This is a genomic window from Hoyosella altamirensis, from assembly GCF_014191505.1.
GTDB classification, from domain to species: Bacteria; Actinomycetota; Actinomycetes; order Mycobacteriales; family Mycobacteriaceae; genus Hoyosella; species Hoyosella altamirensis.
This window is the reverse complement of the sequence record NZ_JACHWS010000001.1, coordinates 919,068-943,941: the sequence shown is the minus strand read 5'-3', so window position 1 is coordinate 943,941 and position 24,874 is coordinate 919,068. Positions and strand designations below refer to the sequence as shown.

Genomic DNA, 24,874 nt, shown 5'->3' with positions numbered 1-24,874 from the left:
TCATGATCCGTAAGGCGCGGGTCATGAGCGTTTCGGACTGGGGCGAGGAGGTGTGATGAGCCGCGCGACTGAGAACGGTGTGGGTGCAGCTTCGCCGGCGACGGACGCCCGCGAGCGCCTCTTCGCCGCCGCAGTCGAAGCCTTCGCTGACAAGGGCTTTCATGGCACCACGACGCGCGACATCGCTACGCGTGCGGGCATGAGTCCGGCCGCCCTCTACATTCACCACAAGTCCAAAGAAGACCTGCTCTATTTGATATCGCGAGCGGGTCATCATGCGACGCTGCGCCTGGTTAAGAACGCACTGTCAGCCTCGGAGAATCCAGTCGACCAACTGACCGCAGTGATCAGTGCTTTCACTGAGCACCACGCCCGTAATCACACCACAGCGCGCATCGTGAACTATGAACTCGCCGCGCTTAGCCCTGAGCACTTAAACGAAATTGCGGGGATCCGGCGGGAAATCGAACGTCATGTCAGGGAAATCGTCAGCGCCGGCGTGACCACCGGGGATTTCCATACCGGCGACCCCCGCATGACGACTCTCGCGCTTCTCTCCCTCGGGCTAGATGTAGCCCGATGGTATCGCGATGAAGGCCAATGGAGTCCGCAGGCGATCGCGGGACACTACCGGGACCTGGCGTTGCGGATGCTGGGGTACCGCGACCAGCGGAACCCGGCTGACGCGTGAGGTCGACCCGTATCTCCTCATCGCCGCGAGCGTCATGACCCCGAACCCAATCATCATGGCGACATGAGGATCCCTTGACGGGCGTCATTCCACGCCACTGAGCGTGCCGGTTAATCCTAAGTTCCGCGCCGACGAACTCGCGTATGAGCAAACGGGCAGCAGCGCTACCGTGATCGTGACGACTAAGCGGCTCACTTACATTGAATCCGACGTCAACTTCATTTAAGGTTGAGGCACAATATCGCGGGCCTGAACCCAATGGGCGCCGCGGTCCCCGATTCGCAGTGGAGGTTTCGCATGGCTGTCACAAGCCGCGAAGTTCATCTCGTATCCCGTCCCTCCGGAGAACCCGCGCCCGAGAATTTCACACTTGTCACGTCGGAGGTCCGCAGCCCCTCCGACGGTCAGGTACTCGTACGCAACAACTGGCTTTCCGTCGACCCGTACATGCGCGGCCGCATGAACGATGTGAAGTCGTATGTGGCCCCGTTTCAGCTGAACGCGCCGCTAGAAGGCGGCGCAGTTGGGACCGTCATCGAGTCCAGAGCTGGCGACGTCCCGGTCGGCGCGACAGTCCTGCATTTCGCGGGCTGGCGCGAGTACGCACTCGTCGACGCCCCTCACGTCCAGCAAGTGGACGGCTCGGCCGTTCCGCTGCAGACCTATCTCGGCCCGGCCGGCATGCCAGGGCTTACCGCTTATGCGGGTCTTACCCGGATCGCCCCGGTCCGCGACGGCGATGTCGTGTTTATCTCCGCCGCTGCCGGCGCCGTCGGCACTGTCGCGGGCCGCATCGCGAGGCATCTCGGCGCAGCGAAAGTAATCGGCTCAGCGGGCGGCCCCACAAAGGCCCAGCGCCTAGTCTCGGATTTCGGCTTTGACACCGGAATCGACTATCGGGCGGGCAATCTCGACAAACACCTGCGCGAAGCGGCACCAGACGGCATCGACGTCTACTTCGACAACGTTGGCGGTGAGCACCTTCGGGCAGCCATCGCCACGATGCGAGACAACGGGCGCATCGCGATGTGCGGAGCTATCTCCCACTACAACGACGCCGCCGCCGGACCGGGACCCGACAACCTGATGCAGGTCATCAGCAAGCGGCTCACAGTGCGTGGATTCATCGTCAGCGACCACAAAGATCTGGCTGCGGACTTTACCGGCCTCGCATCCAGCTGGATCGGTGACGGTTCGTTGCGCACCCCGGAAACCGTCGCGGAAGGAATCGACAATGCCGTGGACGCCTTCCTCGGCCTTCTTCGCGGAGCTAACACCGGCAAGATGCTCATTCGCCTATAAGGGAGTACGACATGGAGTTCAGCGGCGCAGCGGCTAAAAGTACAGCGACGGGTCGGGTAGCAGTAGTCACCGGCGCGGCAGGCGGCATTGGCGCGGCTCTCGCTCAGCGGCTAGCGCAGAACGGCGCACGCGTCGCGATCACCGACGTCAATGCTGACAAACTCGCATCGACGGCGGCGCGCCTCACCCAGGATCACCCGGGAGCCATTTTCGCTCAGGCGGGTGACGCGTCCAGCGAACGCGACTTGAGTTCACTTATCGCCGAAACTGAATCGCAGTTCGGCCCTGTCGAGATGTTCTTCGCGAATGCTGGTGTCGGCGGCGGAGTGGGTCTTGACGCGTCCGAGCACGAATGGGGGCAGGCGATCCAGGTGAATGTCCTGGGCCACGTCCGTGCCGCGCGACTCCTAGTCCCCCGCTGGATCGAGCGTGGCGGCGGATACTTCGTCAGCACCGCCTCCGCGGCGGGGCTCATCACTCAACTCGGTTCGGCCACCTACGCCGTATCGAAGCACGGCGCGGTCGCGTTTGCGGAGTGGCTTGCGGTGACGTACGGAAAACAGGGTATCAAGGTAAGCTGCCTCTGCCCCATGGGCGTCAACACCGACATGCTCACTGGTGGCGACGGCAACTCCGCGGGCGCAGTCGCACAGGTGTCCGCGAAAGCGGTGACTGAGGCCGGCACGGTACTTGAGCCGCTGGAAGTCGCCGGCATCGTGCTCGACGCGATCCGCGATGAACGTTTCTTGATCCTCCCCCACCCAGAGGTACTGGATTTCTTCCAGCGCAAAACATCTGACTACGACCGATGGATCCGCGGGATGCGCCGCTACCAGGAAGCGGTCGCGTGAACCGAACGCCTAGCGCCGTCCCTTTCGACTTCGGCGGTGTTTGACCACGCACAGCCCCCACCCGCCCACTGCTTTCACACAGGAGTTTCCATGGAATTCTTCAAACTCTCCGACCGCGCACAAAAGTACCGGAAGGATCTCCTCAGGTTCATGGACCAGCACATCTACCCAGCTGAGGCTATCTACCACGAGCAAAGGCGCGAGTCCGGGGACCCACATTTCCATCCCCCGATCCTCGAGGAACTCAAGAGGGAAGCCCGCGCACGCGGTCTGTGGAATCTCTTCCACCCCCACCCCGAATGGGGACCCGGGTTAACGAACTACGAGTACGCGCCGCTCGCAGAAATTATGGGCCGCAGCGAGATTGCCTCCGAGGCCTGCAATTGCAATGCACCGGATACTGGAAACATGGAGGTCCTGACCCTCTTCGGTACCGACGAGCACAAAGAGAAATACCTCAGGCCACTTCTCGACGGCACGATTCGCTCAGCCTTTGCGATGACTGAACCCGCCGTAGCCAGCTCGGATGCTACGAGCATCGAACTCCGTATGGAACGCAGCGGTGATCACTACGTTCTTAATGGCCGCAAATGGTTCGCATCTAACGCGATGCACAAGAATTGTCGCGTACTGATCGTAATGGGCAAAACAGACCCAGCCGCCGAACTGCACCGCCAGCAGTCGATGATGGTGGTACCTATCGATGCGCCTGGCATCACAGTGCTGCGCAACCTCCCCGTCTTCGGCTACGAGGACCGTGAAGGCCACGCCGAAATCGACTTCAAAGATGTCATTGTGCCGGCATCTGATGTCCTCAAAGGCGAAGGTGAGGGATTCGCGATCAGCCAGGCCCGTCTTGGCCCAGGACGCATCCACCATTGCATGCGCACCATCGGCATAGCCGAGCGTGCGCTTGAGTTAATGTGCACGCGGGCCGAGTCGCGCGTCACTTTCGGTCAGAAGCTCAGTGAACGCGCGAACATCCAGGACTGGATCGCCGAAGCGCGTATCGAGATCGAGATGATCCGGCTGCTGACGCTCAAGGCGGCATGGATGATGGATACCGTCGGCAACAAGGCCGCACGCACCGAAATTGCCGCAATCAAAGTTGCTGCGCCGCAGATCGCGCTTAAAATCGTCGACCGTGCGATCCAGGTCCACGGCGGCGGCGGGGTCACCGACGACTTCCCACTCGCCAGCGCGTACGCCCACCTGCGTACGCTGCGCCTGGCCGACGGACCCGACGAAGTACACAAGCGCGCCATTGCCAGGCAGGAGCTGCGTAAGCACCGCACTGGCAGCACCAACGGCCACTCCCCTGCTTCCGCGGCACAACTCGCCGCGAAGGCATGATCGGCGACCGATGGGGTGTCCACGACAGCGTGGACACCCCATTGCTTGTGGGAGTCAGATTTGTTCAGGTTTGAACGTGCCTGAGGAGCACTCCCCCTATGCCGCAGGGAGATCGACAAGCTCAGCCAGCCGCTTGCGGTGCATCCCCGGAGTGCCCAGACCGATCTGGCTCGCCTTAGCTCGCTTGAGGTACAGGTGCGCCGGATGCTCCCATGTCATGCCGATACCACCGTGGAGTTGCACGCATTCCTCGGTCGCGAACACCGCGACGTCCGAACAATAGGCTTGCGCCAGCGACGCTGCCACTGCACTGTCCGGGTCTTGAGCTGCCACAGACGCTGCCGCGTAACGTGCTGCCGCGCGGGCAGATTCGACCATGACATAAAGATCCGCCAGGCGATGCTTCAGGGCCTGGAATCCGCCGACTACCCGCCCAAACTGCTTACGCACTTTCAAGTACTCGACGGTGGCGTCCAGGCACCACTGAGCGATACCGAGTTGCTCCGACGCTAGCAGCGCTGCCCCGGTTTCTAGCCCCGCTTGCACCGCATTTGACGCTTCGGCACCGGTCGCGAGCCGCGTCCCGGCCACCCCAATCAGTTCGACATCGGCGATCTGCCGTGTCATGTCCAGCGAAGACACAGCAGTGATGCGTGCGTCATCAGCAGGCACTTCGAACAGATCCAGACCTCCCTGGCTCGCAACGGGGACGATGAGAACGTCAGCCGCGAGCGCACCCGCGACGCTTGTGACAGTCCCGGAAAGCTCGCCGGCGCCCGATACCGAAACAGCTGTTGTGAATCCGTCCGGTCCCGTTGTGAACGGCAGCACCAGCGCCGCAGTCTTTTCGCCATTTGCAAGCTGCTCGAGAAGGTCCGCCGCGCCGAGCTTTTCGAGCACGGTGGTCGCGATAACCGAACTGGTGAGGAACGGCACCGGCGCGACCGCCCGACCGAGTTCTTCGAGCACCACAGCGGCTTCGCGAGCGCTCGCACCAGCGCCGCCATTTTCCTCACTGACGAGGAGTGCTGCGAGACCCAGATCTGACGCGAGCACCTGCCACGCCGCATCGTCAGTTGTGCTGCCCGTGTCATACACTTCGGCGACTCTGTCGGGGCCGCACCGCTTAGTCAGTACGCGGCGGACGCTATCGCGCAGCGCTTCCTCAACGTCGGTATACAGCAGATCGAGTTCCGCGCTCATCGCGGCAGCTCCTTCCAGGGGATGTTTTTGTCCGATCGCGGCTCAGAAGGCAGCTTGAGGACGCGTTCAGAGACGATGTTGCGCAACACTTCCGACGTTCCGCCCTCGATCGAGTTGCCTTTCGCGCGAAGGTACCGGTAGCCGGCGTCGCGCCCGGTCATGCTCACGTGCGTGGGGCGGCGCATCGTCCAGTCGTCGTAGCGAAGCCCTTCCTCGCCGAGAAGTTCGACCTCGAGTCCGCTGAGTTGCTGGTTGAGCCGCGCGAAGGTGAGTTTCATCGCGGACCCCTCTGGTCCTGGCTGCCCGGCAATCAGCTTCTGCCGCAAACGATTCCCGGCGAGCCGTGCGACTTCCGCGTCCACCCAGAGTCGCTGGAGCTGCTCCTGTTTGTCCGGTGTCCGCAACTCAGGGCGAGCGCGCCACAGCTCCGAGACGATCCCGATCATGCCACCCTCACGGGGCCTCGCATTTCCGCCGATGGCGACGCGTTCGTTCATCAGCGTCGCGTTCGCCACTTCCCAGCCCTGGCCGACGTTCCCGAGACGGTGTGCGTCCGGGATCCGAACGTTCGTGAGAAAGACCTCGTTGAACTCCGCTTCACCGGTGATCTGTCGGAGTGGACGAACGTCAACACCCGGATCCGTCATATCGCAGAGAAAATAGGTCATTCCCGCGTGTTTCGCCACCGATGGATCGGTGCGTGCGACGAGGATCGCCCACTGGGCGAGGTGTGCGCTCGATGTCCACACTTTCTGTCCATTGACCACCCAATCGTCGCCGTCACGTACCGCACGAGTTGCGAGTCCTGCGAGGTCAGAGCCCGCACCGGGCTCACTGAAGAGCTGGCACCAGATTTCCTCGCCGGTCCACAAGGGGCGCAGAAAACGTTGCTTCTGCTCGTCGGTTCCGTAGGCGAGGATGGTAGGCGCCGCCATCCCGAGGCCGATTGTGTTCCGGGAGGGGTCATTCGCCGCGCCACTGGCGGTGAGGAGATCGTCAACGTATTCCTGGTAGGCGCGCGGGATCCCCAGTCCGCCTAATCCTTCGGGGAAGTGGACCCAGGCGAGCCCGGTGTCGAAACGAGCTCGCAGATACTCCAATTCACCCACTGTGTCGGGGTGCGCGTCGGAGAGGAGCTTCTCTACGCGGGCGGAAAGCTCTCCCCGCATATCGTCAGTCATTATTTTCCTGTCTTTCAATCGTGTTTCGGGCGGCGATTCCCGCCGCGATGATTGGTTCGACTTTGCGATGTCATGGCACTGCGACCGACAGGGTCTCGGCAACGCACGCGGGTTTGTCCGCCCCGCTGAGCTCGATCGTGACTCGCGCACTGACCTGAACGCCGATACTCGTCTTTGTCAGACCGAGAAGCTCCACTCCTGCGCGCACCCTGCTGTTGACGGGCACTGCAGACGGGAATCGCACCTTGTTGGTGCCATAGTTGATTCCCATTTTCACTCCCTCGACGGTGTAGACCTGCCACACCAGCTTCGGGATGAGAGACAACGTGAGATACCCGTGCGCGATCGTCGACCCGAACGGCCCGTCCGCAGCTTTTTCTGGGTCGACGTGGATCCACTGATGGTCGCCTGTCGCATCGGCGAACAGATTGATCTGCTCTTGTGTAATCGTGTGCCAGTCGCTGTAGCCGAGGTGCGTACCCACGGCAGTTTCGAGTTCGGCGACGCCGTTGAAAACCTTCATCGTGACTCCTGGGTTCAGTTGGTAGGACCACCGGCGACGTACAGCACCTGGCCCGAGACATAACCCGACGCGTCGCTGGCGAAGAAGGACACCGCGTTAGCGATATCTTCGGGCTTTCCCGTGCGTGCGACGGGGATTTGCGCGACTACTGACTGCTTGAAGTCCTCGAAGGACACGCCGATACGCTCCGCCGTGGCTGCGGTCATATCGGTTTCGATGAAGCCTGGCGCGACCGCATTGGCTGTGATGCCGAACTTGCCTAGTTCGATCGCAAGGGTCTTCGTGAAGCCTTGCAGGCCCGCCTTAGCGGCAGAGTAGTTGGCCTGTCCGCGGTTACCGAGAGCGGAGGTGCTCGATAGGTTGACGATGCGGCCCCACTTCGCGTCCGTCATGTACTTCTGCACTGCACGCGTCATCAGGAATGATCCGCGCAGGTGCACATCCATCACGGCGTCCCAGTCGGAGGTCGTCATTTTGAACAGCATGTTGTCGCGAATGATTCCAGCGTTATTCACGAGCACGCTCGGGTTGCCGAGTTCGGCGGCGACGCGTGACACCGCTTCATTCACAGCCTCCTCGTCCGAGACATCAGCACCAATTGCCAGCGCCCGGCCGCCAGCGGACTCGATCCCCGCGACGACCTGCTTGCAGGCAGTCTCATCCAGGTCGACGACAGCAACTGCGAAACCGTCTTCGGCGAGTCTCTTCGCGGTGGCTGCACCGATACCGCGGGCAGCTCCGGTCACGATCGCGGTGCGCTGCTGTGTGGTCATTGTTTCTGCTCCTTCTCGAAGTGATAGGTGGTTAAGCGCCGTGGGACTACTGAGCTACGTACGCGACCCGCCCGACTGTGGTGCCGTCTGCGAGTCGCTGTACCCCGTCGGCTACCTTCTCCAGCGGAAGCTCTTCGCTGACGAGAGGTTTGACGGCCCCGTCCGCCGCGAGCCGGGTCAGTGCGTCGTGACACTCCAGGACTCTCTTGCGGTCGTACTCCGTGTAGAGACCCCAATGCAGCCCGACGATCGAATGGTTCTTGATCAGTGCATGGTTCAGCGCTGCCGACTGGATCTGTCCGCCAGCGAATCCCACGACGACGATGCGTCCTTCGAACGCGATGCACTTCGTGGACCGCTGGTACACGTCGCCGCCGACCGGGTCGTAGATGACGTCGGCGCCACGCCCGTCGGTCGCTTCTTTGACGACCTCGACGAAGTCGCTTTCGCGCCGATCGATGACAATGTCTGCACCGAGCGCACGAGCAACTTCAGCCTTGTCGGGCCCGCCTGCGACACCGATGACGCGAGCTCCGGCGGCTTTCCCCAATTGGATTGCGGCGCTGCCAACGCCACCCGCCGCTGCATGGACCAGGAGTGTCTCCCCTGGCTGGAGGTTTGCACGCCGGTGCAGGCCGAACCAGCCTGTTTGATAACCGATATAGAAGCTCGCGGCTTCTGCATCGTTCAGCGAATCGGGCGCCAGGAAGGCATCGTTCGCATCCATCACCGCGAACTCCGCGAATCCACCATGAGGCAGTGCGGGACTCCCGAGAACCCTGTCTCCCGCGCCGAGTCCGGACACGCCGTCACCTGCTGCGACAACCTCACCACACAGTTCGACGCCTGGAGTGAACGGAAGCGGCGGTTTCACTTGGTATTGCCCGCGGCACATCAGGACGTCCGGGAAGTTGGCTGCGGCACCGCGCACCCGCACGACGAGCTGGCCAGGACCGGGCTGCAGGTCCGGCACGTCGGCGAGGCGGAGAACACGGGCCGGCTCACCGAGTTCCGTCACCTGCCACGCCTTCATTCGATGCCCCCGGTCAGGGTAACGCCACCGTCGACGACGAGGGTCTGGCCCGTCATCCACGCAGCATCGTCAGATAGGAGGAACGCCGTAACGCCACCGATGTCCTCAGAATTCCGAGACGCTTGAGCGGATACGCCTGTGCAACGTTTTCTTCCCTGCCCTCGTACAGTGCGGTCGCAAATTGGGTCTTCACGACGGCAGGCGCGACCGCGTTGACTCGGATGTGCGGGCCCAGCTCGACGGCTAGTTCTTCAGTTATGTACTTGAGCATCGCCTTCGTTGCTCCATAGAAACCGATTCCTGGAGCAGGCTTGATCGCGGCGACGGAAGCGACGTTGACGATGGCGCCGCCGTGCTCGCCCATCCATGCGAGGTGCGCCTGCTGCACCCAAGAGATCGCGGCGAGACAGTTCACTTCGACAGTCTTGCGCGCGGCGTCAAGGTTCAAGTCGATCATTGGCCCATACACCGGGTTGATCCCGGCGTTGTTGATGAGCATGTCCACGCTGCCGAACGTTTCGATCGTCTGCTTGACCGCGTTTGATTGATGTTCGATGTCATCTGCTCGCCCGGCAACCGCGATCGCTTTTTGCGGCCCGCCTAGCTGCGTGACGACCTCGTCAAGTGCGTCCTGCTTGCGTGCCGTGACGCATACTCGCGCGCCATCTTTGACCAGGCGCTGCGCGATAGCCAGTCCTATGCCGCGGCTGGCACCCGTCACGATTGCTGATTTGCCCTCGAAACGCCCGCTCATCAGGACATTCTTTCCAGGATCATGGCCATTCCCTGTCCCCCGCCGACGCACATCGTTTCCAGGCCGAACTGCTTGTCGTGGAACTGAAGTGAGTTGATCAGTGTGCTGGTGATGCGGGCACCCGTCATACCGAATGGATGTCCGACCGCGATTGCGCCGCCGTTGACGTTGAGTTTGTCGATGTCGAGGCCGAGGTCGCGGTAGGACGGGATTACCTGGGCGGCGAATGCCTCGTTGATCTCCGCGAGGTCGATGTCACCGATCGTCATACCGGCCCGTCGCAACGCCTGTCTGGAAGCCTCGACAGGGCCGAGTCCCATGATCTCGGAGGAGAGTCCCGATACTCCGGTCGCAACGACGCGGGCCAACGGGGCGATGCCGAGTTCCTCAGCCTTTGTGCCGGACATGATGACCACCGCCGCGGCCCCATCGTTGAGGGGGCAGCAGTTGGCCGCGGTAACGGTACCGTCGGGACGAAACACCGGCTTGAGCTCGGACACCTTCTCCAGGGTGACACCGGCGCGGGGGCCGTCGTCGGTGGAGATGACGGTGCCGTCAGGAAGCGTGATGGGTGTGATGTCTCGCTCCCAGAAACCGTTAGTGATCGCGTTCTCTCCGAGGTTCTGGCTGCGTACACCAAACTCGTCTTGTTCGGCGCGGGTCACGCCCTTGTACTGCGCAACGTTCTCGGCAGTTTGGCCCATCGCGATGTAAAGGTCGGGGAGCTGGCCGTGCTCACGTGGGTCAGCCCACCTCTCGCCGCCGGCAGCGAACTTCTCGGTGCGACTTTGCGCGTCTGCAAAGAGCGGGTTCTCCGTACCCGGCACGTCGGCGACGCCCTGGGTGTAGCGGCTGACGGTTTCGACGCCGGCAGAAACGAATACGTCACCTTCGCCAGCCTTAATGGCGTGCAGCGCCATTCGGGTGGTCTGCAGGCTAGACGAGCAGTATCGGTTGACCGTCGTGCCCGGAACCTGGTCCAGTCCCGACAGGACAGCCACCGCACGCCCGAGGTTGTGGCCCTGTTCTCCGGCTGGCTGACCACACCCCAGAATCAGATCCTCGATGTGCACCGGATCCAGTGCAGGGACCTTTTCCAGCGCGGCCCGCACCATCTGCACAGCAAGGTCATCTGGCCGCATGTCCTTCAGTGATCCCTTGTGTGCACGGCCAATCGGCGACCGCGCAACCGAGACGATTACAGCTTCGGGCATAGACCTTCCTCCATCACTAACTAAGCGCTTGCTTATAACTATGTCCACGGTGACCGTGCAGAGTCCGACTGTCAAGACTGCTCGGACACAAAAGCATTAGTGTGACTCACATCACCAACAGGTCTAGCGTGCATTCCGGTGTGAATTGAATTTGCGTACGGGGAATGGTGCCCACATAACGGGCAAAGAGATGATCAATTGAGCCGCCGAAATGCTTACTAGACCTGTTGCCCTTTGTCAGCTTCCGGCTTCAACTGAAGCGCGTTGATCCAGATCTGATTCACTGTCGACAGCACCTGGTCGAAGGGCGCCTGAGCGTCCAGGACGAATACCGAGTACGCGGTCTTGCTGACCATCGACGACAGTGCAAGTGCCGTCACATTCGGGTCCAGGTCCGGATCGGCCAGGCCTTGCTCCTGAAGCCGCTTGATCATCCGGGCGTTGCGCTCGACAAAGGCGTTTGATCGATCACGACGCAGTGCGCGGAACTCATCGTCAATTTGCGCGACTTGCTCGAAGACCGCCATCAGCCGCGCATTTCTCCGGTAAGACTGCAGGTACTCGCGGTTCGCTGCCTCAATAAGAATCCGTGGGTCACTCACGCCAGTACGTTCGCGCACATGTGGGTGAAGCATCTCTTCCTGCATCTGCTCCACAACCGCAGCGAAAATCTCTTCCTTGCTGTCGAAGTAGGTGTAGAACGAACCCGACGCTACATGTGCTTCCTTTGAGATATCCGTGATGCGCGCTTCGAGAAAGCCATCCCGCTCGAATACCGTTTGCGCAGCCGCAATGAGAGCATTTCTCGTCCGCATGCCGCGCTTGCTTTTAGGCGCGAGACGGCCGGACTGACCGTTCTCGGTGTCATTTTCGGTGGTCACTTACGCTCACTCGGTGCGTCCGGCTCCAGGTTACTTCTGTACCCTAACAGCCGGATTGCACCACAAATCACACCTGCAGAATCACGGCACCTATCACAACCGTTCCGATCGCGGCGGTGCCGTAGCAGGCAATGCTGATGACACCTGCCAGCGGACGCAACCGGAAACCGTCAATCATGATGTGGCGGAACCGGTGAGCCCAGTGGAACGCGGAAAGCGAAAGCACGCCGAACAGCACCAGCATCGTCAGCGGGTTGCTCAGCACCGCGTACAGGTGCTCATGGCTAGGTGAGATGACGCCGAGTGGTGCCAGCACACCAAACAGAAGTACCAGCACCGGCAGAAACAGGGCAGCCGACATGCCGCCCGCGCTGAACAACAACCACGCTATGGGTTCCCACCGTGCGCGCCGATTCTCAACTGGCGGAATCATCGCAGGACCACCCACATAACGATGAGCGAAATGATCAGCCAGCCCGCGAAATGGGCGCCCATGATCGCCGCGGGCGGCACCTGTTGTGGTCCCGCTTTCACGACCATGGCCTTCGGAGCGAGCTGAAACCACGTGACCGCATGCACGATGAGAAACGTGAGAGCGAGGACGTTGATTACCACCACCCAGGGGCGTCCCGCCAGGTCGAGGAAATCCTCGTACCTGGCGGGTCCCTGCCCCACCGCATGGATGAGCATCACCATGAACGCCACGAACCAGGCGACGAACACGCACGACAGCTCACGCATCGCGAAAACGAAATACGTCCGTCGTTTCGTCCACCAGAGCAGCGGCAGCGACGGCCGGTACTGACTGCTCGCCTGCGGGGGCGGGGCGGTCATTTTTTCCCCCACGGCATCAGCAGGTCTTTCACGGACTGCGACGCGGCCGTTAGTTTGTAGCGCTGGATTGCGCCGGCCGGGTCAACCCCCTTGGGGCACGCGACGCTGCACTCGCCGACCAGAGTGCACGCCCACGCGCCCTGGGCTGACGCAAGAACGTCCCGGCGGTCCTCGGCTCCTTCATCACGCGAGTCGAGGTTGTACCGCTGTCCGAGCGCGATCGCGGCGGGCCCGAGAAACTCGGGTTCCAGCGCGTATACCGGGCACGCCGAATAGCAGAGCATGCAGTTGATGCACATGCTGTACTTCTTGTAGTCCTCGAGTTGTTCGGGGCTCTGGAGGTACTCAGTGTCCTCGATCTCCTCCGGTGACTCGTCGGACTTCCGCACCAGCCACGGTTTAACGGTGGGAAGTTTCTCCATGAAATCGTCGATGTTGACGACAAGATCCCGGATTACCGGGAAGTTCTGCAGGGGTTCGACGCGAACGGGACCGGGCGCATAGTCCACGAGAAACGCGGAGCACGACAGTTTCGGTTCACCGTTGACGGTCATTCCGCAGCTGCCGCAGATACCCATCCGGCACGACCAGCGGTACGACAGCGTCCCGTCGATCTGGTCTTTGATGTGGTTCAGCGCGTCGAGCACCGCCCACTCTTTGCGGAGCGGCACATCGTAACTGTCGAAAACCGGGGCAGGCTCCTGCTCAGGCCGAAAGCGGAAGACCTCCACGGTGATGGTGTCCGCCACGGTTCATCACCTCCCATACACCCGTTCCGCTGGTGGCCAACGGGTGATCGTCACTGGCTGGTAAGACACCTGGGGGCCGTCATTGTCGAGATTGACGACCGAATGTGCGAGGTAGCGCTCGTCATCACGCTTCGGATAGTCCGTGCGCTGATGAGCGCCACGGGACTCCTCCCGGCGCAGGGCCGACGCAACAATGCATTCCGCGACGTCGAGCATCCCATCGAGTTCGAGGCTGGCGATAAGGTCCGTGTTGAAAGTGCGGCTGTGGTCGTCGATACCAGCGTGCCCGAATTGCTCGCGCAGTTCTTTCAGCTTGTCCGCCGCCGCGCGCATCGATTCTTCGTCGCGGTAAATCCCTGCCCCTGCCTCCATCGTGTCCTGCATGGCAACGCGGATATCCGCGATCCGGTACTTGCTCGGCTCCTGACGGGCGGCGAGTTCACGTTCAAGGCGCTGCTGCTCATCACGTCCCTGAGCCTCCACCGCCGCTGTCGCTCCCCCTGGTCCGCCAACGCCCTGTGTGCGCACGTATTCCGCTGCGGCGGCTCCCGCACGCGCACCGAATACCAGCAGTTCAGGAAGCGAATTGGAACCAAGCCGATTGGCGCCGTTGATGCTGACGCACGCGACTTCGCCCGCCGCATACAACCCTGGCATTCCCGTGTAGCCATTGATGTCGGTATGGATGCCGCCCATCATGTAGTGCACGACGGGACGGACCGGGATCAGTTCATGCACTGGATCGATGTTCTGGTAATTGGTGCACAGCTCCCGCACGAACGGGAGTTTGAGATTGATCAGGCTTTCGCCAAGGTGCCGCAGATCCAAGTGCACCACTGGACCGGAGGGCGTGTCGATCGTCCGGCCCTTCTCCATTTCGTGCACAAACGCCTGAGAAAGCCGGTCTCGCGGCCCGAGTTCCATGCTGCGCAGCACCGGCTCCTGCGTTGGTTTCCCGAGGTCGTAGTCCTGGAGATACCGGTAGCCGTCCTTGTTCAGTAGCCATCCGCCTTCGGCGCGGGTCGCTTCGGTGATGAGAATCCCGGTGAACGGCAGTCCAGTTGGGTGGTACTGCACGAACTCCATGTCTTTCAGCGCTGCCCCGGCCCGGTACGCGAGAGCCATCCCGTCACCTGTTTTGATGGCTGCGTTCGTCGTGAAGGGGAAGACTCTGCCACACCCGCCGGTGCACACGATGACGGATTTCGCGAGGATCGTTTCGGTACGGCCTGTGGCAAGTTCGATCGCGACGACCCCTCGGACCTTGCCGTCGTCGACCAAGAGTTTCGTCGCGAACCATTCGTCGTACCGGACAAGCTCCGAGTAAGACAGAGCTGTTTGAAACAGGGTGTGCAGCAGGTGGAACCCAGTTTTGTCGGCCGCGAACCAGGTGCGCTTCTTCTTCATGCCGCCGAAGGCGCGCACCGCGATCCGGCCATCGTCGCGACGGCTCCACGGACACCCCCAGTGTTCGAGTTGCAGCATTTCGCGCCGCGCTTCGACAACGAAAGCTTCCACCGCATCCTGGTCACAGAGCCAGTCGCTGCCTGAGACGGTGTCGTACGCGTGTTCGTCGAACGTGTCGTCGTCACCTGCGACCGCAGCGGCACCACCCTCCGCCGACACAGTGTGACTCCGCATGGGGTACACCTTCGACACGATCGCGATGCTCAGGCTGGGATCAGATTCCGCGATCGCAATGGCTGCGCGCAAGCCAGCACCGCCGCCTCCCACGATCACGACATCGTGCGCTGCAACTGGTCCTGACGCCATCCGCCACCTCCGCACCTTGGCTGGGACCCTGCGACCTCGGCATTAGCTAGTGATCTAGATCACAAGAGTACTCCTTGATCGACTTCTCAGAAAGACGCCCGCCCGCATTGGCTGTACAGGTAATCAGGCTGCTGACGGAACCGGAGGGGCGTACGGCGCAGCTCCTCACCGCAGGCGGCCCCGCCGACACGGCGTAACTGCGCCCGCGACGCGGCGCACAGTGGTTACGGTTGTGTGCAGGATCAGTGGAAGGGGTGTAGGCGCTGTGCTGAAGCTCCACCGTGCCGGGTCTGCAGCCCGGCTGGCGACTCAACTCGCGCGGCACCTCGAGCAGCCACTCGCGGATCCGTTCGCTGCAGAGGTGATCTCGGTCCCCGCGAAAGGTGTTGAGCGCTGGCTATCCCAGCGGCTTTCCACAGTGCTCGGGGCGGGCGGCGATCCTCTCCGGACAGACGGAATCGCCGCCAACATCGAGTTCCCCGCACCGTCGCGAGTCGTCGAGGAGGCCATCGCCGCGGCCAGTGGTGTCACGGCGGACGATGATCCCTGGGCAATCGAGCGAGTCGTATGGCACCTGCTCCAGGTTCTCGACGCGTCGGTCGGCCAGCCTTGGTGCGCGGTCCTTGCACGGCACTTCGGCCGCCGGACTGACGGCCGACAAGACTTTCGGGCTGGCCGCAGGTATGCGACCGCGGCACACCTGACGGGATTGTTCCGGCGGTACAGCACTGAACGGCCGGACATGCTCGTCGACTGGGCAGCCGGCCTCCATACCGATGGCGCCGGTTCCGCGATCGACGCCGATCTCGACTGGCAGCCGCAGCTTTGGCAGGAGCTCCGGGGGCGCATCGGTCACCCGAGCCCAGCGGAACGGCTCGCGGACGTGTGTGCACGCATCCGCGATATGCCTGAATGCGTACCGCTGCCCGAACGGTTGTCGTTCTTCGGGCCCACCCGGCTCACGACTGAACAATTGCGCATCATCAAAGCGCTTTCCGCTGGCCGCGCCGTACACGTCTGGACGCCGCACCCCAGCCCCGCGCTGTGGGACCACCTTCGCGGCGCACCACAGAGCGCCCGGCGTTCAGGTGACACCAGCGTGCTCGGCATACGAAATCCGCTGCTCGCCAGTCTTTCCCGCGATGTGCGCGAGTTTCAGCTTCGCATTGAACCTCTGTGCGACGAGGTTGCGCATTACGAGGACAGCCCGGCGCCCGGCACCACGCTGCGCCACCTCCAGGCCAGCATTCAGAACGATGAGCCGCCCGCCCCGCTCGCACAGACAGACCCGTCGATCGAAATCCACTCGTGCCACGGGGTCGCGCGGCAAGTCGAAGTTCTGCGTGAATGTCTGCTGCACCTGTTCTCGGATATCCCCGATCTCGAACCCCGGGACGTACTCATCATGTGCCCCGATGTGGAGACCTTCGCACCGCACATCCGAGCTGTCTTCGGGCAAGATATCGCGACCCACCCTGGGCAGCAGCTGCGGGTGCGGCTCGCGGACCGGAATCTCCGGCAGACCAATCCACTTCTCAGCGTCGTGGCCTCACTTCTCGAACTGGCCGCTAGCCGCGTCACCGCATCCGAATTGCTCGATTTCGCCGCGAACGGTCCGGTCCGCCGCGCCTTCGGATTCAAGGACGAGGATATCGAGCGTCTTCGGGAATGGACGGTGGCATCTGGCGCCCGGTGGGGGCTCGGTGACCAGCAGCGCTCCCGGTTCCGGCTTGGCGGGTTCCCGCAGAACACGTTCGCGACCGGACTAGACCGGATTCTTCTGGGCGTAGCTGCGGACGAGTCTGACCTGGCGTGGATCGACAGGGCGCTTCCGCTCGACGACATCGGCAGCGGTGATATCGATCTCGCTGGCAAATTCGCTGAACTCGCGGACCGGCTCGACACCGTGCTGCGGTCCCTGCAGGGCTTGAAACCTGCGCGGCAGTGGACCCACGACCTTGTCGATGCGCTCGATCTGCTGACCGAGGTGCCGGCCGCGGAAGCGTGGCAAGTAGGTGAGGCACGCAGCGCGCTGGGCGATGCGACGCGATACAGCGACTCAGCAGAGCTTCGTTTGCCTGACGTCCGGGTACTGCTGGAGCGTCTGCTCGCGGGGCGGCCCACCCGGGCGAACTTCCGCACCGGGGAGCTCACCGTGTGCACGATGGTGCCGATGCGATCGGTACCGCACCGGGTCGTGATCCTTCTCGGGCTAGACGACGACAAGTTTCCGCGCGGCGCCGGAATCGATGGTGACGATGTATTGAGCCGGGATCCATGCGTCGGCGAGCGCGACCCGCGCAGTGAGGATCGCCAGCTCCTACTCGACGCAATCATGGCGGCGCAGGAACGGTTGCTGTTGTTCTTCACCGGCTGCGACCCGGTGACCGGGAACCGACTGCCACCTGCTGTCCCGCTCGGTGAAGTCGTGGACGCCGTCACCGCTCTTGCAGGAAGTAACCCAGTCACCACTCATCCCCTGCAACCCTTCGATGTCCGCAACTTCGATCCCGCCAGGCCGCACAGCTATGACATGAACGCGCTCGCCGGCGCCCGCGCCAGCCAGCAACCGCCAAAGCCTGCCCGACCGTTCCTCGACCGCCCAATGCTCCTCGCGGCTAAGGACACCGCGATCACAGACCTCTCCGACCTCGTCAACTTCGTGGTGCATCCGGTTCAAGCATTCCTTCGTCAGCGCCTCGGCGTCGTCCTGCCCTCCGAGGAAGACGAGATCGACGACGCGTTCAGCGCGGAAGTCGACAACCTGGTGAAGTGGAACATTGGTGACAGAATGCTGAACGCAGTGCTGTCCGGACACACGATTGACGACTTCCGGAACGCGGAGCTGCGCCGAGGCACACTGCCGCCATTCACCCTCGGCACCCAGATACTGGACGACATCAGCACGACCGTCGACATCCTCTCGGCAGCATCCCACAGTTTTCACTCAGGTCAGCCGCAGACATATGACATCGATATCGATCTTGGACAGGGTCGCCGTGTCACCGGCAGCGTCTCCGGTGTGCACGGCGAAACCTTGGCGCGCACAATCTATTCCAGGCTCGGCCCCAAGCATCGCCTGCACGCATGGGTGCATCTCGTCGCGCTGGCGTGCATGGAGCAAGGCAACTGGCGTGCCGTCACCACAGGGCGCGGGCAGGGGCAGCGTCCCGCATGGCGGTCCGTGATCTGCGCACCTGACGATCCAATTGCCCTGTTGCGCCGTCTAGTTGACCTCCGTGAACGCGGACTCACCGCACCGCTGCCCATCGCGCAGAACGCGTCCGCGGAATACGCAAACCGGCGGCACTCAGGCCGGTCAATTGATGAAGCATTCGAAGCAGCAAGCAAAACGTTCGACGGCAGGTTCGGCGACTGCACCGACGAGCACTACTCGTTCGTCTATGGGCCGGGCGCGCAGCTTGCATCACTCGCTAGTGCAAGGCCAGAGGCGGATGAGGCATCCTGGTCCGACGATCCCACCCGCTTCGGTGTGCTGGCCTGCCGATTGTGGCTCCCGTTGCTCGACAATGAATCGCAGGTGGCGCCCTGATGTTCGACCTCACAGGCCCACTCCCTGACGGCACGACAATTCTGGAGGCGAGCGCGGGTACGGGAAAGACCTACGCCATTGTCGGACTGGCTGCCCGGTATGTCGCCGAGGGCCGCGCCAGCCTCTCCGAACTACTCCTCGTGACATTCAGCCGCGCAGCCACACAGGAACTCCGCGAACGCACCCGAGAACGTCTGACCGAAACCGCACTCAGCCTCGCCGATGCTCATACGGCAGCATTACATCGGGACCCACTGATCCGGTATCTCGCCACCGGGACACCGGAGAAGGTGCGTGAGCGCCGCGACCGGCTGACGCACGCTCTTTCCGACTTCGACGCGGCAACGATCGCCACCACACACAGTTTCTGCCAGCGCATGCTAGACAGCCTCGGACTTGCCGGTGAGCACGAGCCGCACGTGACGTTCACCGAATCCATCGATGACCTCGCCGCCGAGGTGATTGATGACCTGTACCTGAAGCACTACGCAGGTGAGTCCGCCCCACCGATTTCCCTGGCCGCCGCACGCGCAGCCGCGCTCGCCGCCATACGGGACCGCCAGGCGCGCCTCGCGCCGATCAACGCCGACGACGGAAGCGCGCCGTGGCATCTCGTTGCATTCGCCGAAGCCACCCGGGCGGAGATCGAGCGCCGCAAGCGGATAGCGGGCATACGAACCTTCGATGACCTGCTCATACTGCTACGCGACACATTGTCGGATCAGACCCAAGGTGACACGGCTTGCGAGCGCGTCCGGCGACAGTACCGGCTGGTGCTCGTCGATGAGTTCCAGGACACTGATCCCGTCCAGTGGGAGATTCTGTCGCGTGCTTTTCACGGGCACTCCACGCTCATTCTCGTGGGTGACCCCAAGCAGGCCATTTATGCATTCCGCGGCGCTGAAGTCCTGAGTTACCTTGATGCCGCACGGCAAGCCAGCAACCATCGGCAGCTCGGCGTGAACTGGCGCAGTGACGCCGGACTCATCGCCGCACTCGACCACCTCTACGGTCGTGCCGCCCTCGGGCATCCCGACATAGTCGTCGGTGCCGTCACCGCCCATCACGCCACGTCCCGCATTGAGGACACCGTTCCATTGCGGTTGCGCTACCTGCCCAGGACTGGGTCTGGGCCTCTCGGCAGAACTGGTTTCCCACCGATAGGCAAACTACGCGCCCGGGTTGCACGGGATCTCGCCACGGACGTCGCGCAACTGCTCAGCAGTGGCCGACAGGTTTCTCTCGGGCCGGAGACCCGTCCGGTGGCTCCCAACGACATCGCCATTCTCGTCCGTAAATGGGCACATATCCCCTACATTCGCGATGAACTGGACAAAGTGGGGGTGCCTTCAGTTCTCGCTGGCGGAGCGAGCGTGTTCACCACGCCCAGCGCGACGCAGTGGTTGTGGTTGTTGCATGCGCTGGAGCAGCCACACCGGCCTGGTCGCGTGCGGCTAGCTGCGCTCACCCCGTTGCTGGGGTACCGGCCGGAGCAACTCGACGACGAAGCGATGGCGGGGCTGAGCGGTCATCTCCGCGCCTGGGCCGAATTATTCGGCACAGCCGGGTTCGCTGCCGTTTCTGAGCGGATCGCCGCGCACACGGGGTTCGATGCCCGCCTACTCAGCCATGAGTCAGGTGAGCGCGATCTGACTGACCTCCGCCACATCGCGCAACTGCTGAACGAGGCCGCGCTCGAAAACTCCTACGGCCTAACTGCGCTGACACGATGGCTGACTCGCCGCATCCAGGACCCGAACTCAGGCAGCGGATCAAACCGTAGTCAGCGCCTCGACAGTGAGGCTGCCGCAGTGCAGATCGTCACCATCCATGGCAGTAAAGGATTGCAGTTCCCGATTGTCTACGTGCCGTACGGCTGGGACGGCGCGAAGGATCCGTACCCGTCTTCACTTCTCCTGCACGATGATGACGGACGCCGCATCCTCGACATCGGCGGCAAGGAGAGCCCCGACTTCTTTCGGCACCGAACACGGTGCAACAGAGAAGATGCGGGCGAAGAACTGCGCCTGCTCTATGTCGCGCTCACCCGCGCACAATGCCAGACCGTGCTCTGGTGGGCGCCAGCGTACGGCACAGACACGGCACCACTGCAGCGCTTGCTGATGGGGCGGAGCTCAGATAGTTCCGAGCCCGCACTGCCCGCCAAAGTGCCCGAAGATCACATCGCCGCTCAGATCCTGGAGGATTGGGGCGCGGCTGCGGCGCAATATATTTCAGTCGAAGCTGCAGGCAAGGGCGGCGGGCCTGCCCTCTCGTGGGAGCCGGTGCCTCAACCGGTGCGGGAACTCGCCGCGGCGGAGTTTCACCGGTCGCTCGACGCGAAATGGCGGCGCACCTCGTATTCGGCATTGATTGCGACAGCCCATGATCCGGCCGGTGTAAGCAGCGAGCCAGAAGAACCCGTCATCTCCGATGAGCCTGACGCAGAACCGCAACTGGTTTCCGACCGTGGTGGTGCTCCCTCACTGATGAACGACCTGCCGTCGGGAGCAGTATTCGGCACCCTTGTGCATGAAATCCTCGAAACCGTCGACACGTCGACTGGTGACCTGCCCGCAGAACTTCACAACCGATGTCGGGACGCCATCCGCAGACGGCATTCCGAGGTCGAACCTGCGGCTCTCGCGACCGCGCTGCATGCGGTGATGACCACGCCACTCGGCTACGGAACGCTCGCTGACGTCCTGCCGAGAGACCTTCTCCCCGAACTTGATTTCGAGTTTCCGCTAGCCGGCGGTGACAAACCCGTGTCTGAGCGTGTCACGCTGCAGCGTATCGCGCGTCTGGTGCACGAACATCTGCCTGCCGACGATCCCCTCTCGTCATATCACCGCGTGCTGACGACTGTCCAGGCTCCCCCGCTCCGAGGATTTCTCACCGGCAGTATCGACGCGGTCCTGCGCATCCCGGGACCCCGATATGTCGTCGCGGACTACAAAACCAACCGCCTTGGGAGAGGAGACCTCACAGTCGGGCACTACACGCCCGAAGCGATGGCAGCGGAAATGCTGCACGCACACTACCCCCTGCAAGCCCTGCTGTATTGCGTAGCACTGCATCGTTATTTGCGCTGGCGCCAGCCTCAATACGATCCCGAAGTTCACCTAGGCGCCGTTCAATATCTCTTCGTGCGCGGGATGGTCGGACCCGACACGCCACCCGGCCACGGTGTCTTCGAATGGAAGCCGCCCGCAGCGCTCATCGTGCAACTCTCAGACATGCTGGCCGCGAACGATTTAGGAGCCGTGAACGATGTCTGAGCGAACTATCCGCGGCTGGGTGGAGGACGACTTCGGCATCGCCCTGCACGCAGTCACCCCCATCACTGAAGGCATTGACGCAGCGGCTCAGACCTGGCGCGGCACGGCAGACGACGGTGAACGGTACGCCATCAAGCTGAGCAGCGGCGGCACGGCCGGTTTAAGCGCTCAGGCAAACCTTGCGCGGCACAACCTCCACGGCGTACCCGGCCCCCTTCTCACGCGTTCCGGAGCAATCTGGTCGATCCGTTCAGGTAAGCGGTTGAGCGTCATCCCCTGGATCGAAGGACAACCAGGGTCCGAAATGACGGCGGACCAATGGTTCGCATTCGGTCGTCTGCTCGCCGGTGTCCACGCCATGCGCGTACCAGAACACCTCCGTGCGAGTTTGCGAGCAGAGTCCTTCAGACCGCACAGCCTCCTTGACGAACTAGCGGAGGTGCAGTCCGCGCTCGCGCGTCCGGCCACGGACTCACTCGTCACCGCGCTCGCTGCCATTTGGGCCACACATACCGGCGAAATCGCCTATTTAGCGTCGATTGCAGAAATGCTCGGAAACCGGCTGCAGGACAAAGAGACACCGGCTGTGCTGTGCCACACCGATGCTCACACCGGGAATGTCGTCTCGAACGAGCACGGGGTGTATCTCCTCGACTGGGATGACGCGGAACTCGCGCCGCCGGAACGCGATCTCATGTTCGTTGATCACGGGGGTGTACTCGCTTCCGCGCCCGTCACCGAAGATCAGCAAGCGTCATTCTACCGGGGATACAGGGCCGACCGGGGTAATCGGAACCGTGACGACTCTGGGGCCGGCTCTGGGTCCGACTCTGGGGCTGACCGCGAGAGGATGCTCTATTTCCACTGCGTGCGCGCTCTCAACGATTTACGGGAACTCGCCGCAGTTGTCCTTGACGAGGACACCTGGGACAGGCCCCAGCGTGTCAAAGCACTGGAACATACGAGAGATTCGTGGGGGCCGTCCGGTCACGCGTCGCGGGTACTCACAATGGCACGGCAACGCTCAGACACGGTGGCATGGTCATGACTGTCAGCACCGTTCTCAACGCCCAGGGCTTACTCCAAGTCTTCAATGCGGCGGGCGTCCTCGCCCCGGCGGACGTGCACGTCGCTCAGCGACTGCAGAAGCTAGGCGGCGAAACATCCGAGATCGCGCTCCTCGCTGCGGCTCTCGCCACGCGCGCGGTGCGACTCGGCTCCGTGTGTGTCGACCTCAATCGGCTGTCGGAAGTCACCGTCGAGTCCGAGATTGATCTTGACGAACTCCCCTGGCCGGACAGCGCAGACGTTGTCGCAGCGCTGAAGCGAAGCCCACTCCTCGACAGCCACGAGTATCCACTTCATCCCCTGCGACTCGTGGCAACCACCGAAGGGGAACTTCTCTACCTCGATCGGTATTACCGGCAAGAGCAAACCATCCGCCGCATCCTCGACCAGCGCGCGCTGAGCCATCCCACGGTCGACGATGCGCGTGTCACCGACATCCTGGTCCGGTTGTTCCGCACCGAGGAAGGCACCGTCACGCCACCGCCGGACCGGCAGCGCATCGCCGCGGCACTCGCGACAACCCACTGGACCACCGCCATAGCGGGCGGGCCCGGCACGGGTAAAACCCACACTGTCGCACGTATCCTCGCCGTGCTGTATGCGCTGCACGGCGAAGGCCTGCGCATCGGACTTGCCGCTCCGACTGGCAAAGCTGCTGCGCGCCTTGAAGAATCGATCAATCAACAGGCCGCCCAGCTCGGGCTCCCCGCGGGGCTCTCCGCGATGACTCTGCACCGGCTGCTCGGCTGGCGGCCCGGCAGTCGGCACCGCTTCCGGCACGATGAGAACAACCGGCTGCCTTACGACGTGGTGGTGCTCGACGAAACGTCGATGGTGTCGCTGACAATGATGTGCCGCCTCCTCGAAGCGGTCCGGCCGGACGCCCGCTTACTGCTCGTGGGCGACCCCGACCAGTTGACGTCCGTCGAAGCTGGAGCCGTTCTTGCGGACCTCGTTGCCCGGCCAGCCAGTTCTGGCGCGTCACCTAGCCCGCAACTCGAGACGCTGATCCGTGCTGACCTCGACGCCACCGACGATCCTGCCGAAGCCGCTCTCAGTCCGTTCGAGAAGCAGCGCTTGCACCGGGGTGTGATCCGGCTCAGCCGCGGCCGGCGGTTCGGCGGCAACATCGCCGTACTCGCGACGGCGGTACGAGACGGACGCGCTGACGACGTTCTCAACATCCTGCACGCCAAACTCGATGACGTGTCATTCTGCCCGCCTGATGAACTTACGTCGCTCCGTCATGACATCGTCGCCGCCTCCGCCGCGCTCACCGCGCGCGCCACGGCTGGTGACGTGCCAGGCGCACTGGAAAAGCTCGAATCGCATCGGCTGCTGTGTGCACACCGCGATGGACCGTTCGGCGTGCGGCAATGGGCTCAGCAGGCAATGGACTGGATCAGCACAGACACAGGCGAGCGGCTCGACCCCTTCCGCTGGTACCCTGGCCAGCCCCTGCTGGTGACGGAAAACGATCATGACGCGAAGGTTTACAACGGGGACACCGGGGTGGTTGTTGCGCAAGGTGAGGGCGTGGTGGCGGCGTTCCAGCGCGGCGATAACCCAATTCTGTTGCACCCCAACCAGATTGCAGCGGTTCAGACGGTGTACGCGATGACAATTCACCGCAGCCAGGGCAGCCAGTACGACACCGTCAGCGTGCTGCTCCCGGACGATGCGTCCGCTCTGCTGACGCGCGAACTCCTGTACACCGCCATCACGCGGGCACGGCACCACGTCCGGATTATTGGAACTGACATCTCGGTCGCCGCGGGGGTCGCACGGCAGGTACAACGGGCCAGCGGGCTGCGGCGGACGCTCGTGTAGGCGCGCCGCACCCCGCCCCGTGGTAAA

General features: G+C 62.8%; 20 protein-coding genes and 1 pseudogene. 9 read left to right on the top strand and 12 right to left on the bottom strand.

Features of this window, described 5'->3' with window-relative positions; translation table 11 throughout:
• Positions 1 to 55 precede the first annotated feature (55 nt).
• From FHU29_RS04530 to FHU29_RS04515, 5 genes are all read left to right on the top strand, one after another.
• On the top strand, positions 56 to 691 hold the full coding sequence (locus tag FHU29_RS04530; RefSeq protein ID WP_064441595.1) for a TetR/AcrR family transcriptional regulator: 636 nt from the start codon (positions 56 to 58) through the stop codon (positions 689 to 691).
• A gap of 103 nt (positions 692 to 794) precedes the next feature.
• Positions 795 to 917: a hypothetical protein gene (locus tag FHU29_RS23015; protein WP_260152035.1), complete on the top strand. Its 123-nt coding sequence runs from the start codon at positions 795 to 797 to the stop codon at positions 915 to 917.
• A gap of 71 nt (positions 918 to 988) precedes the next feature.
• The gene (locus FHU29_RS04525) at positions 989 to 1,993 is read left to right on the top strand and encodes an NADP-dependent oxidoreductase (protein WP_064441594.1); all 1,005 of its coding nucleotides are present in this window, start codon (positions 989 to 991) and stop codon (positions 1,991 to 1,993) included.
• Between the two features lie 11 nt (positions 1,994 to 2,004).
• Positions 2,005 to 2,844 (top strand): SDR family oxidoreductase, encoded by an 840-nt coding sequence (locus FHU29_RS04520; RefSeq protein ID WP_064441593.1) that lies wholly within the window; start codon positions 2,005 to 2,007, stop codon positions 2,842 to 2,844.
• Positions 2,845 to 2,934: 90 nt separating this feature from the next.
• Positions 2,935 to 4,197, top strand: coding sequence for an acyl-CoA dehydrogenase family protein (locus FHU29_RS04515; RefSeq protein ID WP_064441592.1), 1,263 nt, complete (start codon positions 2,935 to 2,937; stop codon positions 4,195 to 4,197).
• Between the two features lie 96 nt (positions 4,198 to 4,293).
• Here the strand turns inward: FHU29_RS04515 and FHU29_RS04510 are convergent, their stop codons facing one another.
• The 12 genes and pseudogenes from FHU29_RS04510 to frdA form a co-directional block, all read right to left on the bottom strand.
• The gene (locus FHU29_RS04510) at positions 4,294 to 5,400 is read right to left on the bottom strand and encodes an acyl-CoA dehydrogenase family protein (RefSeq protein ID WP_064441591.1); all 1,107 of its coding nucleotides are present in this window, start codon (positions 5,398 to 5,400) and stop codon (positions 4,294 to 4,296) included.
• Positions 5,397 to 6,581 carry an acyl-CoA dehydrogenase family protein gene (locus FHU29_RS04505; protein WP_064441590.1) on the bottom strand — a complete coding sequence of 395 codons (1,185 nt, stop codon included), beginning with the start codon at positions 6,579 to 6,581 and terminating at the stop codon, positions 5,397 to 5,399. The genes FHU29_RS04510 and FHU29_RS04505 overlap by 4 nt, the downstream gene beginning before the upstream one ends.
• A gap of 70 nt (positions 6,582 to 6,651) precedes the next feature.
• Positions 6,652 to 7,104: a MaoC family dehydratase gene (locus FHU29_RS04500; protein ID WP_064441589.1), complete on the bottom strand. Its 453-nt coding sequence runs from the start codon at positions 7,102 to 7,104 to the stop codon at positions 6,652 to 6,654.
• 14 nt (positions 7,105 to 7,118) lie between these two features.
• Positions 7,119 to 7,877 (bottom strand): 3-oxoacyl-ACP reductase FabG, encoded by a 759-nt coding sequence (gene fabG, locus FHU29_RS04495; RefSeq protein WP_064441588.1) that lies wholly within the window; start codon positions 7,875 to 7,877, stop codon positions 7,119 to 7,121.
• A 46-nt stretch (positions 7,878 to 7,923) separates the two neighbouring features.
• The gene (locus FHU29_RS04490; RefSeq protein WP_064441587.1) at positions 7,924 to 8,910 is read right to left on the bottom strand and encodes an NADPH:quinone oxidoreductase family protein; all 987 of its coding nucleotides are present in this window, start codon (positions 8,908 to 8,910) and stop codon (positions 7,924 to 7,926) included.
• Positions 8,907 to 9,664, bottom strand: a pseudogene (locus FHU29_RS04485) (SDR family oxidoreductase). Before FHU29_RS04485 ends, FHU29_RS04490 begins: the two are co-directional and overlap by 4 nt.
• Positions 9,664 to 10,878, bottom strand: coding sequence for an acetyl-CoA C-acetyltransferase (locus FHU29_RS04480; RefSeq protein WP_064441586.1), 1,215 nt, complete (start codon positions 10,876 to 10,878; stop codon positions 9,664 to 9,666). The pseudogene FHU29_RS04485 and the gene FHU29_RS04480 overlap by 1 nt, the downstream one beginning before the upstream one ends.
• Before the next feature lie 218 nt (positions 10,879 to 11,096).
• The gene (locus tag FHU29_RS04475) at positions 11,097 to 11,759 is read right to left on the bottom strand and encodes a TetR/AcrR family transcriptional regulator (RefSeq protein ID WP_341478962.1); all 663 of its coding nucleotides are present in this window, start codon (positions 11,757 to 11,759) and stop codon (positions 11,097 to 11,099) included.
• 67 nt (positions 11,760 to 11,826) lie between these two features.
• Entirely contained in the window at positions 11,827 to 12,192 is a 366-nt protein-coding gene (gene frdD, locus FHU29_RS04470; RefSeq protein WP_064441585.1) for a fumarate reductase subunit FrdD, read from the bottom strand.
• Positions 12,189 to 12,593 (bottom strand): fumarate reductase subunit C, encoded by a 405-nt coding sequence (locus tag FHU29_RS04465; RefSeq protein ID WP_064441584.1) that lies wholly within the window; start codon positions 12,591 to 12,593, stop codon positions 12,189 to 12,191. Before FHU29_RS04465 ends, frdD begins: the two co-directional genes overlap by 4 nt.
• Positions 12,590 to 13,342, bottom strand: coding sequence for a succinate dehydrogenase iron-sulfur subunit (sdhB, locus tag FHU29_RS04460; protein WP_064441583.1), 753 nt, complete (start codon positions 13,340 to 13,342; stop codon positions 12,590 to 12,592). The genes FHU29_RS04465 and sdhB overlap by 4 nt, the downstream gene beginning before the upstream one ends.
• A 6-nt stretch (positions 13,343 to 13,348) precedes the next feature.
• Positions 13,349 to 15,115, bottom strand: coding sequence for a fumarate reductase (quinol) flavoprotein subunit (gene frdA / locus FHU29_RS04455; RefSeq protein WP_064441582.1), 1,767 nt, complete (start codon positions 15,113 to 15,115; stop codon positions 13,349 to 13,351).
• Positions 15,116 to 15,380: 265 nt separating this feature from the next.
• Between frdA and recC the strand changes: the two genes are divergently transcribed.
• From recC to recD, 4 genes are read left to right on the top strand one after another with little or no spacing between them, the layout of a single operon-like run.
• Positions 15,381 to 18,668, top strand: coding sequence for an exodeoxyribonuclease V subunit gamma (recC, locus tag FHU29_RS04450; protein ID WP_064441581.1), 3,288 nt, complete (start codon positions 15,381 to 15,383; stop codon positions 18,666 to 18,668).
• Positions 18,668 to 21,949, top strand: a complete 3,282-nt coding sequence (locus tag FHU29_RS04445; RefSeq protein WP_064441580.1) for a UvrD-helicase domain-containing protein — start codon at positions 18,668 to 18,670, stop codon at positions 21,947 to 21,949. The genes recC and FHU29_RS04445 overlap by 1 nt, the downstream gene beginning before the upstream one ends.
• Positions 21,942 to 22,997 (top strand): phosphotransferase enzyme family protein, encoded by a 1,056-nt coding sequence (locus FHU29_RS04440; protein ID WP_064441579.1) that lies wholly within the window; start codon positions 21,942 to 21,944, stop codon positions 22,995 to 22,997. Before FHU29_RS04445 ends, FHU29_RS04440 begins: the two co-directional genes overlap by 8 nt.
• Complete coding sequence (recD, locus tag FHU29_RS04435) at positions 22,994 to 24,847, top strand: exodeoxyribonuclease V subunit alpha (protein WP_064441578.1); 1,854 nt, start codon at positions 22,994 to 22,996, stop codon at positions 24,845 to 24,847. Before FHU29_RS04440 ends, recD begins: the two co-directional genes overlap by 4 nt.
• Positions 24,848 to 24,874: the final 27 nt, after the last annotated feature.